This window comes from Nocardioides sp. NPDC057772 (assembly GCF_042798075.1).
Taxonomy (GTDB): Bacteria; Actinomycetota; Actinomycetes; order Propionibacteriales; family Nocardioidaceae; genus Nocardioides.
In genome coordinates this window covers 34,810-48,361 of sequence record NZ_JBHVKN010000014.1, presented here as the reverse complement: position 1 = coordinate 48,361, position 13,552 = coordinate 34,810, and the positions used below count along the sequence as shown (strand labels likewise).

The following is a 13,552-nucleotide window of genomic DNA, read 5'->3' as shown; positions in this document are numbered from 1 at the left end:
GGACCCGCTACGTCTACGACGCCTGCGCTGATCCGGTGGCCGTCCACACCCTGCTGGCGGCCGCGCTGACCGGCGCCACCCAGGAACCGATGGACGTCTACGACCGGGGCCGCCTGGTGGAGCGCCGCGAGACGGTCGTGACCGCGACCGGCACGGGGTCGTGGGCCCGTAACGCGGTGCCGCACTTCGACGGTGTCACGATCCGCTCCCACGGTGCCGAGTCACGCGTCGCCGCGGGCAGCTTCGTGGTCGTCGTGAAGCGCCTCGTCGACGGTTCCGACGCGGACGGCGCGGAGTCGATCCAGGTGGCCTGGCCGGGCGGGTCCGGCTCGCTGGTCGGCGTACGCCACCGCTGACCCCGCGGACGCCGAGTCGGCGTGTCTGTCTCGTTGGTAGGCGTCGAGTCGGCGTGTCTGTCTCGGTATAGCTCGTCGAGTCGGCTTGGGCTGGGACAGATGCGCCGACTCGGCGATCCGGGCTGGGACAGATGCGCCGACTTGGCGATCCGGGTTGGGACAGATGCGCCGACTCGGCGATGTTTCAGGGTCTCCCGCCGTGTGTGTGAGCCTCCTGTGAGCGTCAGGTGATCAACGGAGACTCCCGTAAGTCACGAGTCGGAAACATCCTCGTCCTGCACTTGACGCATTCGGACGTCAGGAGGCAGATTGTCCCAATGTGAGCGTTCACATCTGTGAGGTGACTCACCCGGGAACCGGTCCCTCAGCCGGTCTCCGGCCCCTGACAGCGGCGCGCGGGCCTACCAGCGCGGCCGTAGACGAAATGGAGCAGGTTAGTGCGCAAGGTACTCACCACGATCACCGCGGCGGCGCTTGCGCTCGGCCTGGCGGCATGCGGTGGCGACGGCGGCGAGGGCAGCGACAAGGGCACCGTCGGTGTGGCCATGCCGACCAAGTCCTCGGAGCGCTGGATCGCAGACGGCAACAACATCAAGAAGCAGCTCGAGGCCGAGGGCTACAAGGTCGACCTGCAGTACGCCGAGGACGACATCCCGACCCAGGTCTCCCAGGTCGAGAACATGGTCACCAAGGGCGTCGACGTCCTGGTGGTCGCCGCCATCGACGGCACCGCGCTCGGCGAGGTCCTCGAGACCGCGGAGTCGCAGGACATCCCGATCATCAGCTACGACCGCCTCATCCGCGACACCGAGGCCGTCGACTACTACTCGACCTTCGACAACTTCCAGGTCGGCGTGCAGCAGGCCACCTCGCTCGTCGAGGGCCTGAAGGCCAAGGGCAAGGGCCCCTACAACGTCGAGCTCTTCGGTGGTTCCCCCGACGACAACAACGCCACCTTCTTCTGGGACGGCGCCATGTCGGTGCTCGAGCCGCTGATGAAGTCCGGCGAGATCGTCATCCCCTCGGGGCAGACGAAGTTCGACCAGGCCGCGATCCTGCGCTGGGACCCCGCCACCGCGCAGAAGCGCATGGAGGACATCCTCACCAAGACGTACGCCTCCACGAAGGTCCAGGGCGTGCTCTCGCCCTACGACGGCCTCTCGCTCGGCATCATCGCCGCGCTCAAGGGCAACGGCTACACCACCGCCGACCTCCCGGTCGTGACCGGTCAGGACGCCGAGGTGCAGTCGGTGAAGTCGATCAACGCCGGTGAGCAGTACTCCACGATCTTCAAGGACACTCGTGAGCTCGCGAAGGTGACCGTCGACATGATCGTCGCCGTCGGTGCGGGCGAGGAGCCCGAGGTCAACGACACCGAGACCTACGACAACGGCAAGAAGGTCGTTCCGTCCTACCTCCTCGACCCGGTCGTGGTCACCAAGGACGACGTGACCAAGGTGCTTGTCGAGTCCGACTACTACACCGCCGACGAGATCAAGTAGCACCCCGTACGCGGCGTGGGCCCGGGTCCCTCCGGACCGGGTCCACGCCGTCACCTGGCCAGATAGCAGGAACCACATGAGCTCACCGATCCTGGAGATGCGCGGCATCACCAAGGAGTTCCCCGGCGTCAAGGCGCTCTCCGACGTCAACCTCGTCGTCAACCGCGGTGACATCCACGCGATCTGCGGTGAGAACGGTGCCGGCAAGAGCACCCTGATGAAGGTGCTCAGCGGGGTCTACCCGCACGGCACCTACAGCGGCGACATCGTCTTCGAGGGCGAGACCGCGAAGTTCAGCAACATCCGGCAGAGCGAAGCCGCCGGCATCGTGATCATCCACCAGGAGCTCGCCCTCATCCCCGAGCTCTCGATCGCGGAGAACATCTTCCTCGGCAACGAGACCGCCAAGCGCGGCATCATCGACTGGGGCCGCGCCAACCGCGAAGCGATCGACCTGCTTGCCCGGGTCGGCCTGCGCGAGAACCCGCTGACCCCGGTGAAGAACCTCGGCATCGGCAAGCAGCAGCTGGTCGAGATCGCCAAGGCGCTCTCCAAGGAGGTCAAGCTCCTCATCCTCGACGAGCCGACCGCGGCGCTGAACGACGACGACTCCCAGCACCTGCTCGCTCTGCTCAAGGGCCTCCAGGAGAAGGGGATCACCTCGATCATGATCAGCCACAAGCTGAACGAGATCGAGCAGATCGCCGACGAGATCACCATCATCCGCGACGGTCAGAGCATCGAGACCCTCTCCGTCGCCGCCGGCGGCGTGGACGAGGACCGGATCATCCGCGGGATGGTCGGCCGCGACCTGGAGAACCGCTTCCCCGACCACACCCCCTCCATCGGGGACGTCCTCTTCGAGGTGCGCGACTGGACCGTCATGCACCCGCAGGACAGCCACCGCGAGGTCATCCGCCAGGCCAACCTGTCCGTGCGAGCCGGCGAGATCGTCGGCATCGCCGGGATGATGGGTGCGGGACGTACGGAGCTGGCGCGGTCGATCTTCGGCCGCTCCTACGGCTCCCGCACGTCCGGCTCGCTGGTGCTGGAGGGCAAGGAGCTGCACCTCAACACGGTCACCCAGGCGATCGAGGCGGGCATCGCGTACGTCTCGGAGGACCGCAAGGGCCTCGGGCTCAACCTCATCGACGACATCAAGACCTCGGTCACCGCGGCGGCGCTGAAGAAGCTGCGGCGCGGGCTGGTCGTGGACGAGCACAAGGAGGTCGTGGTCGCCGAGGGCTACCGCAAGAACCTCAACATCAAGGCGCCGTCGATCACCGCCGGGGTCGGCAAGCTCTCCGGCGGCAACCAGCAGAAGGTGGTGCTGTCCAAGTGGATGTACACCGACCCGAAGCTGCTGATCCTCGACGAGCCGACCCGAGGCATCGACGTCGGTGCCAAGTACGAGATCTACGGGATCATCCAGGAGCTCGCCCGCAGCGGTCGCGGCGTACTGGTGATCTCCTCCGAGCTGCCCGAGCTGCTCGGTCTGTGTGATCGCATCTACACGCTCGCCGAGGGCGTGATCACCCATGAGTTCGACCGCTCAGAGGCCACCCAGGAGTCCCTGATGCGCTACATGACCGCGGACGCGAGGAAGTAACACCCGATGAATGCCCTGCTCAACACGCTGCGCGGGAACGTCCGCCAGTACGGGATGATCATCGCTCTGGCGGCGATCGTCATCCTCTTCCAGATCTCGACCGAGGGCGTGCTGCTCAAGCCGCTCAACGTCTCCAACCTGGTCGTCCAGAACGCCCAGATCCTGATCCTGGCCATCGGCATGGTGATCGTGATCGTGGCGCGCCACATCGACCTGTCGGTCGGCTCCGTGGCCGCCTTCGTCGGTGCCGCCTCGGCGATCATGATGACCCAGTACGACTTCCCGTGGTGGCTGGCCGTCTTCATCGGCCTGCTGATCGGCACCGCGATCGGCGCCTGGCACGGCTTCTGGGTGGCCTACGTCGGGATCCCGGCGTTCATCGTCACGCTGGCCTCGATGCTGCTCTTCCGCGGTCTGACCCTGGTCGTGCTCAAGGGCGCGACCGTCGGTGGTCTGCCCGAGCAGTTCAAGGCCATCGGCAACGGGTTCCTGCCGGAGATCGGGCCGGACACCGGGTTCCACAACCTGACGATCCTCATCGCCGTCATCGCCGTCGCGGTGCTCATCGTGCTCGAGGTGCGGCGCCGGTCGGCTCAGGCCGCGTACAACTTCGACGTCCTGCCCTTCCCGCTCTTCGTGGTGAAGCTGGCGCTGCTGACGATCGTGATCATGTACTTCGCCTACCTGCTCGCCGACGCGCGCGGGCTGCCGATCGTCGGCCTGATCCTCGGCGGGCTGATCATGGTCTACACGTTCATCATGAACCGGACCGTCTTCGGCCGGCACGTCTACGCGATCGGCGGCAACGTCGACGCGGCCACGATGTCCGGTGTCAACACCAAGCGCGTCGACTTCCTGGTCATGATGAACATGGGTCTGCTCTCGGGTCTGGCGGGCATCGTCACCACCGCCCGCCTGACCGCGGCCAACCCCAAGGCCGGCGTGAACTTCGAGCTCGACGCGATCGCCGCCGCCTTCATCGGTGGCGCGGCCGTCACCGGTGGTGTCGGCACCGTCGTCGGCGCGATCATCGGTGGTCTCGTCATGGGTGTCCTGAACAACGGCATGTCGCTGCTCGGTGTCTCCATCGACTGGCAGCAGGCCATCAAGGGCCTCGTGCTCCTGCTCGCCGTCGCCTTCGACGTGTGGAACAAGCGCCGCACCGCCGGGTCCGGAGGTGCCGGTGCCGAGTCCGCTGAGCCCAGCGCTCCGCCGCCCGACAAGCTGGCCGAGGAGATCGAGGCCATGGAGGCCGAGCTGAGCGTCGACTCCAACGACCCGCCGAAAACCTGATCCATCCCTCCCTCCCCCACCCCACGACCCCCGCCTCCCCCCGGGCGGGGGTCGTTGGGTTTTCGTGTGAGGTCGGGCCCGTGTAACACGCCGTTCGTGGGACTACCCGCCCTATGGAGACGACCGGATAGTGCTACGAACGACGTGTTACATCCCCGCGGCACCCGCTTTCGAGCGCAGGTGTTGAATAGCGGGGTGGCAAACACCGCTCAGTGGCTCCAGGGAGCCCGTCCTCGCACACTCCCCGCGGCGCTCGCGCCGGTCATCGCCGGCACCGGAGTGGCTGCGTACGCCGGTGGGTTGGTCTGGTGGAAGGCGCTGCTCGCGCTCGTCGTGGCACTGGCGCTGCAGGTCGCGGTCAACTACGCCAACGACTACTCAGACGGGATCCGGGGGACCGACGACGAGCGCGTGGGCCCGCTGCGGCTGACCGGCTCGGGTCTCGCGTCGCCGTCCTCGGTCAAGCGGGCCGCGTTCATCGCGTTCGGGGTCGCCGCGGTGGCGGGGCTGGTGCTGGCGGCGACCTCCGCGTGGTGGCTGGTGGTCGTGGGCCTGGTCTGCATGATCGCCGCCTGGTACTACACCGGAGGCTCGCACCCCTACGGCTACGCCGGCCTCGGCGAGGTCATGGTCTTCGTCTTCTTCGGCCTCGTCGCCGTCATCGGCACCACCTACGTCCAGACGCAGACCTGGGAGTGGGGCGCACTGTGGGGCGGGGTCGGCATCGGCGCCATCACCTCCGCCCTCCTCGTCGCCAACAACCTCCGCGACATCCCCGGCGACACCGAGTCCGGGAAGATCACGCTCGCCGTACGCCTCGGTGACGCGCGCACCCGCTGGCTCTACGTCGCCCTCGTCGCCGTCGCCGCCGTCTCGGTCGTGCTCGTCGCCCTCACGACCTCGTGGTGGGCGCTGCTCGGCCTCGGGTTCGTCGTGGTCGCTGCTCAGGGCGTCCGCACCGTCCTCGACCGCGCCAACCTCGGCCCGCGGCTGATCCCCGTCCTTCAGCAGACGGGGCTCGCCACGCTGGTGTGGGGACTGCTCGTCGGCGTACCGCTGCTGTTCGTCTGAGCCCCTGCTGGGACGGGTGTAACACGCTGCTCGTGGCACTATCCGGTCGTTCTGACGGGGCGAGTAGATCTACGAACGACGTGTTACACCACCGACGGCCAGGCTCACGCCGCCTTCGGGCGACGTACGCGGAATCGTTCGAGGTCCGAGATGTCGGTGCCGAAAGCCCGGCAGGTGGCGAGGTACTCGCGGGCCAGGCGGTCCTTGAGGTAGTCGCGGTTGCGGCCGAAGAGGTCGGGCCACTCGACGCGTGACATGCCGAGGTGGAACCCGTGCGCCCACGCCTGCCGGGTCTTCTCCTCGGCCAGGATGTCGTCGACCGAGCGGAGCGCCAGACCTCCTTCGGCCGCGGGAACGTACTTGCTTCGGCCGTCGAACTCGAAGAGGTGGCGGCCCACCCGAAGATCGAATCGAGCGGTGCGTACGCCGTCCGTGATCTCGAACTGCGTCTCGATGCCCGTCAGCCCGAGCTCTTCGAGCACGTCGCGGGTGAGCGTCTCGCCGATCGATTCAACGCCTGCGTACGACAGGTCGATGGCTTCCCGCGCCTGCCGGCGATTCGGCCAATGTGGCATGTGGTCGAGGACGTCCCAGAGCTCCTCGACGGAAACCCCCATCCGTCGAGCAGAGTCGACGGCCACGACCCCGTACGGACGGCCGTGCTCGCGTGCGATGTCGATCGCGGTGCGGGCGAGCCCGAGGACGTCGAACCCGTTCACCCTGACGACCTGGTCATCGAGGTACGGCGCGAGGTGGTGCTTCACGCCCCACTTGTTGTGGCTGCCGACGACCGGGTGGCGAGTGACGTGAGTCTGGGGCTTTCGGGGAAGGAGGATGCCCATGTCGAGCTCGAGCGCAGCGGTGTCATGACTTCGTACGAACGGGACGGTGATCGCCGCGCACGCCGCTCGGTCGAGGAGCCGTTGTCGGTCGGTGGGCAGTCTGATGCTCTCGACGTAGGCACGTTCGGCGTACACACCCCGCCGCACGACCGACCACTCTCCGCTCCGGACGTAGCGGTAGATCGTGTCGAGGTCGAGGCCTGATGCGAGAGCTTGCTTGCGCGTGATGAGTCCGTGGTGCGCAGCCATCACCGCCTGAATGCGTGGGTTCATGGGCTTCAGCCTGTTGCCAGGCACCGACTCTTGGCCGCGTTCAGCGGCGATCTGTGGATAACTCCGACCCGACGTACGTCTGTGGATGGTCGTTGGCCCGAGCGGTGGGCTCGGACACGTGTAACACGCTGTTCGTAGGACTTTCCGGTCGCTCTGATGGGGCGAGTAGTCCTACGAACAACGTGTTACAGCGGACCGTCTCCCAGCGCGCAACGCCCGCGACCGCGCTACGCCGGCGCGGGGACCGGCTGGGGCTGCCGGGCGAGGTAGCACTCGGCAGCGCGGGCGGCGGGGTGGAGGGCGATCGTGGCGATGACGATGATGCCCGCGATGATCGCCCAGCCGAGGTGGCCGAGCTCCATCGCCAGGAACGTGTACGCAGCGGGGGCCCAGACGGTGCCGAGGGTGTAGCCGACCTGGGCCGCACCCTGGTAGTCGCCGCGGCGTTCCGGGTCGGAGAGGTCGGCGATCAGGCCCCACTCGCCGGCGGACTGGAAGAGCTCGGCGCCGGTGACGGTCACATGGCCGATCCAGACGAGCGCGATCGTGAGAAGTCCGACGGTGTCGTGGGTGACCGCGATGATCGCGCAGGAGGCCAGGAAGCAGAGGGCTCCGCGCCGCTCGGCGCGCAGTGACGTGGCCACGTCGGTCACGCCGCGGGCAGCGATCACCTGCAGCCCGACCGCCATGATGGTGTTGGTGCCGAACAGCCACGCCAGCAGGACCCGCGGTGCGTCGGTCTCCTGGACCAGCCATAGCGGGATGACGACGTTGAGCAGGACCTGGTGGGTGCCGAGCACGCCGTCGAAGAACGTCGTCGCGAGGAACGCGCGGTTGCGCAGGGCGCCGAGGCGGTCACGTACGTCCTTCTTCACGTCGCCAGGGGAGGCAGCGGTGGCGAGGCGGGGGAGGCGCGAGATCCAATAGGCGTTGACCAGCAGCACCACGGCGGTCATCAGCGGGACCGCCTTGATCAGGGTGTCGGAGTCGGCCGCCAGTGCGAGGCCGCTGGCGAGCGCGCCGAGGGTGTAGCCGACATTGCGGGCGGCGCGCATATAGGCGAAACCGCGGACGCGGGTGGCCGCCGGGAAGACCGAGATCCGGTAGGCGTCGCGACCCGACCGCTGCCAGGAGGCGGCGAGCGCGAGGAGCACCTCGACGGCGACGTACGCGGCGAAGTCGCCGACCAGCACCCAGGCGCCGAACAGCAGCGCCTGGAGAACGGCACCGGCGATCCAGCTGAACCGGGTGCCGAGGCGATCCGCGAGTCGGCCCAGGGGGACGGCGAACAAGAACGTGGCGACGCCCGCGATCGTGAGACCGAGGCCGACCTGTGCGGCGGAGAGACCGACGATCTGGGTGAAGAAGACCGCCGAACCGGTGAGAAAGGTGCCCTCGGCGAAGGCCGACAACACCGACTGGTACGACATCGCCCGGATGAGCGGGTCGTCGGAGAGGACCTTGTCCCTCAACCGGATGAAGTGAGGGGACACGTCGACTCCAAACTGTCTTGACATCGAGACAAGCGAAGTCTCATCCGAGCGGTGCTCGGCGTCAAACAGTTATCTGTGCTGCGCGGTCCCCAAACCGGCAGCGGAAAAAAGGAGCCCATCACGCCGACGCCTGTGCGTCGGCGCAGGTCGCGGTCTAGGTCAGCGGGTGGAACCCTCGATCGTGCCGATCACGCCGCCGAAGACGTCGGTGGTGACGCCCCAGATGCCGCCGGCGATGGCCGAGATCGTGCTGGTCAGTCCCTGCGGATCGGTGAACAGCCAGAACCCGACGAACAGAACGCCGATGACGATGAAGATCTTCTTCTTGTCCATGTGAGCTCGTCCTCCCGAGAAATCCGATTGAATGTAATGTAAATTCGCGAATCCGGACGCAAGCGCGCGAAATTCGCGAGGATGCACCGGGATATAGATTCCCCGAAGTTAGCCTCCCCTCGCAAGAATTCGCCGAAGGAGACCACTGGGCGGGACAGTGTTGCGCCCAACGGTCCGGTGTGTGGCATGACAGCCGCCGAAGCGGTCGGCGCGAAGCCTGCTACGCGCGCGGAGAGCACGTGTCGTCAGGTGGAACGAGGTGCGCTCGAGCGGTCTGGCGACTACGCTCGTCTCACATGGCGGTGGCGTTTGTCCAAAATGCCGATGCCCGGGAGTTTGCGTCAGCGCGCGGGAGGGGCGAGGCGCCTCCACCCACCGGTGCCGCATGGGGCTGCGCCGGACGGGACAATCGAATACTTCCGGAGATGTCCGGCAACCACACCTCACCTCGGGAAAGGGAGCAGAGCAATGGCACCGCACCAGTTGATTCAAAGTACGACGCAGGCCGCCGAGTACGGCACAGGAGGCCTGGCCGAGTGGATCACCGACAACATCATCACGCTTGTCGTCCTGATCCTGGGCGTGACAGTCCTCTGGGCTGCGCGCAGCGGCAACATCTCGAAGGCCGTCACGATCGTCGGAGGCCTGATCATCGGCCTCGGCGTGCTCGGCCTTGCCGTCGGCAACAACGCTACGGACCTCGGCACGTGGATGGCTGGTCTCTTCAGAGGTTGAGCCCGGTCCCGTTAGCTTACCCAGGGAGGGATCTCGGGGATGAGGCTGCCTGACGACGACGAGCTGTACGAGGTCGACCAGACCTATCTCGGTCCCCCTCGTCGCTACATCGGGGAGATGCGCTACCGCACCATCTTCCTGTTCCTGGTGATCGCACCACTGACGCTTGTGCTGCTGCGCAAGCTCGGCATGCCGGTGACGCTGCTCAGCATGGGACTGTGGCTGATCGGCGCGTCCTACCTCTCGATGAAGGCTTCCGACTACATCAGTGCGGAGAGCTCGGCCGGTGCCTGGCTGATGACCTTCTGGCACGAGCTCACCACGCCACGCGTGCAGACCGGCACGCAGTACGCAGGTGGTGCGGCTGTCGCCTTCCGGCACGCGACCAGCCCGCGCGGCGGCTGGGCGAAGGCCATGCGTCGCCCCGGTCGGCGGTTCTCGCAGCAGCCGGGCGCCACCGCCCCGGCGCCACAGATGCTGCAGGCGACGGTGGTCGCCTCGACGCCGCGTACCCAGACGCCCCCGGTGCGTGGCAAGGCGGCGCCCGTACGTCCGGTGATCGAGGCCAAGGTCGTCGAGGAGCCGCTGCCGGCCCAGCTCACGGTCCAGACCACGGCTCAGCCGACGCGCGGGCAGCGCGTCGGCGGCGTACGTCCGGCGAAGGGTGGCTGGTCGAGCCGGCCGTCCTCCTCGCCGCGTGAGCCCCGTGACGTCCCGTGGAAGGGCGGTGCGCCGTGGCAGGCGCGTCAGGAACGCGAGCAGCCCGCGCCGCCTCCGCCGCCGACCACCCCGGCTGCGAGCCAGCCTGCGACTCCGCCGGCTCCGCCCACGACACCGCCTCCGCCCACGACACCGCCTCCGCCGCCTCCGCCTTCGCAAGCCTCTGCGGCCCGGCAGGCCGCCCCGACCCCGGCCCCCAAGCCCGCGGCGGAGCCGGCCCCGAAGCCCGCCCCGAAGCCCGCCCGGCAGCCGCTGTCGCACGCGGTCAGGCCGGCCGTGGTGGTCGCGCCGGAGCCGGGGCTCGAGGACCTGGACGACTCGGACGAGTTCGACGAGTTCGACGATGAGCCCTCGGGACGTACGCGTCCCAGGGACAATCAGGACCAGCAGGCGATGCCTGACGCGCGCCCGCAGAGCGTGGACGACTACCGCAAGCGCCTCAACGGCGACGACGCACCCAACGACGGAGGAACCGCATGAGGCGGCCGCGAACGGAGCGGGCCTACGGGCCTGGCTTCGAGAAGCCCAAGCCGGGACGCAGGAGCGTCTTCGGCAGGGGCGGCGACGACTCGAAGGGCGTCCACGAGCCCAGAGGTGACAAGTGGGCGCTGGAGGAGGTGCGCGGTCACCTGACCTTCACCAGCGACCGCATCATCGCCTGGTACCTCGCCGAGCCGCAGACCTGGTCGTTCCGTGCCCATTCCGACCTCGAGGCACTGATCACCGACCAGGCCAGCCAGCTGGCCGACCTCGTCGGCAACACGATCCACGGCCGGGTCACCACCCGCCCTTATCCCGTACGTCACTGGGCGCATGCCGCGTTCGCCAACGCCCCCGACCCGCAGCCCGGGTTCGAGGAGATGATGGCGCGCAACCAGGCCCACATGGCCGCCCACAGTCAGGCCGACAAGCTCGTCTACTACGGCGTCGACCTCGGCCGCCGCGACGCGACGGTGCGGACCCTGGCGAAGTTCTCCGCCAGTGCCGCCGAGCGGGAGATGGCGGCGATCAGCGAACGTCTCGACACGGTCAACCGGGTGATGTCGCGACCGGGCTTCTCGGCGCGGCCGGCGGTCGGTCACGACATGGAGTGGATGATCGCCCGCTCGCTCTCGCTGGGCGCCAAGATCCCCGTGCCCGAGCCGGGCGAGGCCCAGCAGAACTTCCTCGACACCGACGACATGGCCGAGTGGTTCGAGTCCGTCGCGTGGTCGGCCGAGCCGCTGGCCCCGACCGTGCAGGTCACCAGCAGCATCGGCGGCCGCCAGGAGACCAGCCATGTGTGCGTGCTGACGGTCTCCCGGATCGGCGACATCGAGGTGCCGGAGAGCCATGCGCCGTGGATGGCGAAGACCGACGCGCTCGGCTTCCCGGTCGAGTGGTCCTTCCGGGTGGAGCCGCGCTCGCCGGAGGACGTCTCCCGCGAGATGGCGAGCCTCACCCGGCGTATCGACGGTCAGGTCAGCCACTGGTCCGAGGACCACGGCAAGCGTCCCCCCAAGCAGCTCGCCCGTCAGGCCGGCCGCGCCGCCGACGTCGAGGACGAGATGCGTTCGGAGTTCACCGGACTCTCGACCCGCACCAGAGGCTGGTACCGGATCGCCGTCACCGGCCGCACCGAGGCCGAGGCGCTCGACAAGGCTCAGAAGGTCGTCGACCTCTACCGGCCGCAGATCAAGATCACCCGCCAGCTGGGGCAGTACCACCTGGCTCGGGAGTTCGTCCCGGGCGAGCCGCTCGCCTCGACGGCCCACGCTCGCAAGTTCCCGGTCCTCAAGGTCGCCGCCGGGCTCCCGGCGGTCACCGCGGAGGTCGGTGACAAGCGCGGCTTCTACCTCGGCGAGACCTCCGCGATGGCCTCACGGGCGGTGCTGATGGACCCGTGGTACCTGACCGAGGTGATGGAGCAGGCCGGTCTGATCCCGCTGGTCGGCACCCCGGGTTCGGGAAAGTCGACGCTGATGGGCGTCGTCATCTACATGTCGATCCTGTCCGGCATTCACGGCGTCGCCATGGATCCCGCGGGTCGGCTGCAGCGGCTGATGACGCTGCCCGAGATCGGCGGCGGCATCTTCAACGGCCAGCAGGTGCCCGCCCGCGCCCGCAGCGTCGACGTCCTCGGCGGTCGTCCGGGAAGCCTGTCGCCCTACGCGGTCGTGCCCGACCCCAACCCCGAGCTGATCCGGGCCGAGGCGATGTCGGACCACGAGTTCGCCGAGCGGCTCCACCGCGAGCGGTCGGCCGCCGTGCAGCAGCGCCGTGACCTGACCGTCTCGGTGCTCCGCGCCTGCCTCCCGGTCGGCCTGGCCAACAACGAAGAGGTGCTCAAGCGCATCCGCGCCCGCGTCATGGAGGCGCAGGCCGATCGTGGTGCCGACACCTCGACGATCGTGAAGATGCTCTTCGAGGGCGACGGCGGCGACCAGGAGATCGCCCGCGAGCTCGCCGCGGCCCGCGAGCGCGAGCTCGGCCGGCTCTTCTTCGGCAACGACTTCCTCCAGTCCGACGAGGAGCTGAAGGGCACCCCGTTCACCTTCTACAACCTCAAGGGCCTCAACACCCCGCCCGAGCACGTGCCGCGCGAGGAGTGGAGCGCCGAGGAGCAGATGGCGCGCCCGATCATGACCCTCGCGGCGTGGTCCGCGCTCCACCTGATCTACCGCAGCGACCCCAACGAGCGGAAGCTGTTCGCGCTCGACGAGGCCCACGAGGTCACCCAGGCCTCCGGCGGCACCGGGCGAGCGCTGGTCCACAAGCTCTCCAGCGACTCCCGCAAGAACAACTGTGCCGCGCTGGTCTCCACCCAGAACGCCTCCGCGATCCTGGGTTCCGACATCAACAACTTCGTCGGGGCGGCCTTCGTGGGACGTACGCAGGACGAGACCGCCCAGCGCGACGCGCTCAAGCTCCTCGGCAAGCCGGAGGGACTGGGTTACGAGTCGATCCTGGCGCGGCTCTCGCCGCGCACCAGGCGCGGCGACGAGCAGCTGGGCTACCGGGAGTTCATCTACCGTGACGGTCTCGGCGGCGACACCGGCCACGGCGGCATGGAGATCATCAAGGTCACCCTCAACCATCACCCGGGTCTGCAGGAGGCGCTCAACACCACCGCCGACCCCACCCGCCGCGTCAGCCGCGCCATCGGCGAGTCGAGCGATCTCTCCAAGACCGAGCTCTCCGGGGACGGGATCGGCTGATGCCGCCGCGCCCCGCTCACCAGAGGACACCCCTGCGTCGTAGGGCGGCTGCCCTCGTCGTACTCGTCCTCGCTCTTCTGTCCGTCGCCGGGCCGGCGGCGGCCGCGGGGCCGAGGGGGATCGACATC

Annotated in this window: 11 protein-coding genes; 8 read left to right on the top strand and 3 right to left on the bottom strand. The window is 68.2% G+C overall.

Going from position 1 to position 13,552, the window contains the following annotated elements; all coding sequences use genetic code 11:
• From ACFVJS_RS04830 to ACFVJS_RS04810, 5 genes are all read left to right on the top strand, one after another.
• Positions 1–356: hypothetical protein (locus tag ACFVJS_RS04830; protein ID WP_378877803.1), on the top strand; the 356-nt coding region annotated here is incomplete at its 5' end.
• Positions 357–793: 437 nt separating this feature from the next.
• Positions 794–1,858 (top strand): multiple monosaccharide ABC transporter substrate-binding protein, encoded by a 1,065-nt coding sequence (chvE, locus tag ACFVJS_RS04825; RefSeq protein WP_378877802.1) that lies wholly within the window; start codon positions 794–796, stop codon positions 1,856–1,858.
• Positions 1,859–1,934: 76 nt separating this feature from the next.
• Complete coding sequence (gene mmsA / locus ACFVJS_RS04820) at positions 1,935–3,467, top strand: multiple monosaccharide ABC transporter ATP-binding protein (protein WP_378877801.1); 1,533 nt, start codon at positions 1,935–1,937, stop codon at positions 3,465–3,467.
• Positions 3,468–3,473: 6 nt separating this feature from the next.
• Positions 3,474–4,760, top strand: coding sequence for a multiple monosaccharide ABC transporter permease (gene mmsB, locus ACFVJS_RS04815; RefSeq protein ID WP_378877800.1), 1,287 nt, complete (start codon positions 3,474–3,476; stop codon positions 4,758–4,760).
• 195 nt (positions 4,761–4,955) lie between these two features.
• A complete protein-coding gene (locus tag ACFVJS_RS04810) occupies positions 4,956–5,831 on the top strand; it encodes a 1,4-dihydroxy-2-naphthoate polyprenyltransferase (protein ID WP_378877799.1) in 876 nt (291 codons plus the stop codon).
• Between the two features lie 104 nt (positions 5,832–5,935).
• On the opposite strand, the gene ACFVJS_RS04805 is transcribed toward ACFVJS_RS04810, so the two are convergent.
• The 3 genes from ACFVJS_RS04805 to ACFVJS_RS04795 all read right to left on the bottom strand — a co-directional run bounded on the left by ACFVJS_RS04805 (position 5,936) and on the right by ACFVJS_RS04795 (position 8,772).
• Positions 5,936–6,946, bottom strand: a complete 1,011-nt coding sequence (locus ACFVJS_RS04805; RefSeq protein WP_378877798.1) for a type IV toxin-antitoxin system AbiEi family antitoxin domain-containing protein — start codon at positions 6,944–6,946, stop codon at positions 5,936–5,938.
• 227 nt (positions 6,947–7,173) lie between these two features.
• The gene (locus ACFVJS_RS04800) at positions 7,174–8,439 is read right to left on the bottom strand and encodes an MFS transporter (RefSeq protein ID WP_378877797.1); all 1,266 of its coding nucleotides are present in this window, start codon (positions 8,437–8,439) and stop codon (positions 7,174–7,176) included.
• 159 nt (positions 8,440–8,598) lie between these two features.
• The gene (locus ACFVJS_RS04795) at positions 8,599–8,772 is read right to left on the bottom strand and encodes a hypothetical protein (protein WP_008356373.1); all 174 of its coding nucleotides are present in this window, start codon (positions 8,770–8,772) and stop codon (positions 8,599–8,601) included.
• Between the two features lie 468 nt (positions 8,773–9,240).
• Here ACFVJS_RS04795 and ACFVJS_RS04790 point away from each other — a divergent pair, with 468 nt between their 5' ends.
• Genes ACFVJS_RS04790 through ACFVJS_RS04780 form a run of 3 tightly spaced genes read left to right on the top strand, consistent with a single transcriptional unit; the run spans position 9,241 to position 13,424 of the window.
• Positions 9,241–9,507 carry a hypothetical protein gene (locus ACFVJS_RS04790; RefSeq protein WP_378877796.1) on the top strand — a complete coding sequence of 89 codons (267 nt, stop codon included), beginning with the start codon at positions 9,241–9,243 and terminating at the stop codon, positions 9,505–9,507.
• Between the two features lie 39 nt (positions 9,508–9,546).
• Positions 9,547–10,707, top strand: a complete 1,161-nt coding sequence (locus ACFVJS_RS04785; protein ID WP_378877795.1) for a hypothetical protein — start codon at positions 9,547–9,549, stop codon at positions 10,705–10,707.
• A complete protein-coding gene (locus ACFVJS_RS04780) occupies positions 10,704–13,424 on the top strand; it encodes an ATP-binding protein (protein ID WP_378877794.1) in 2,721 nt (906 codons plus the stop codon). The genes ACFVJS_RS04785 and ACFVJS_RS04780 overlap by 4 nt, the downstream gene beginning before the upstream one ends.
• The last annotated feature ends 128 nt before the right edge of the window (positions 13,425–13,552 follow it).

Excerpts from the sequence above, each read along its gene's own strand:
- ACFVJS_RS04795 (WP_008356373.1), bottom strand. The coding sequence starts at position 8,772 with ATGGACAAGAAGAAGATCTTCATCGTCATCGGCGTTCTGTTCGTCGGG.
- ACFVJS_RS04780 (WP_378877794.1), top strand. The coding sequence starts at position 10,704 with ATGAGGCGGCCGCGAACGGAGCGGGCCTACGGGCCTGGCTTCGAGAAG.
- ACFVJS_RS04785 (WP_378877795.1), top strand. The coding sequence starts at position 9,547 with ATGAGGCTGCCTGACGACGACGAGCTGTACGAGGTCGACCAGACCTAT.
- mmsA (WP_378877801.1), top strand. The coding sequence starts at position 1,935 with ATGAGCTCACCGATCCTGGAGATGCGCGGCATCACCAAGGAGTTCCCC.
- mmsB (WP_378877800.1), top strand. The coding sequence starts at position 3,474 with ATGAATGCCCTGCTCAACACGCTGCGCGGGAACGTCCGCCAGTACGGG.
- ACFVJS_RS04805 (WP_378877798.1), bottom strand. The coding sequence starts at position 6,946 with ATGAACCCACGCATTCAGGCGGTGATGGCTGCGCACCACGGACTCATC.
- ACFVJS_RS04790 (WP_378877796.1), top strand. The coding sequence starts at position 9,241 with ATGGCACCGCACCAGTTGATTCAAAGTACGACGCAGGCCGCCGAGTAC.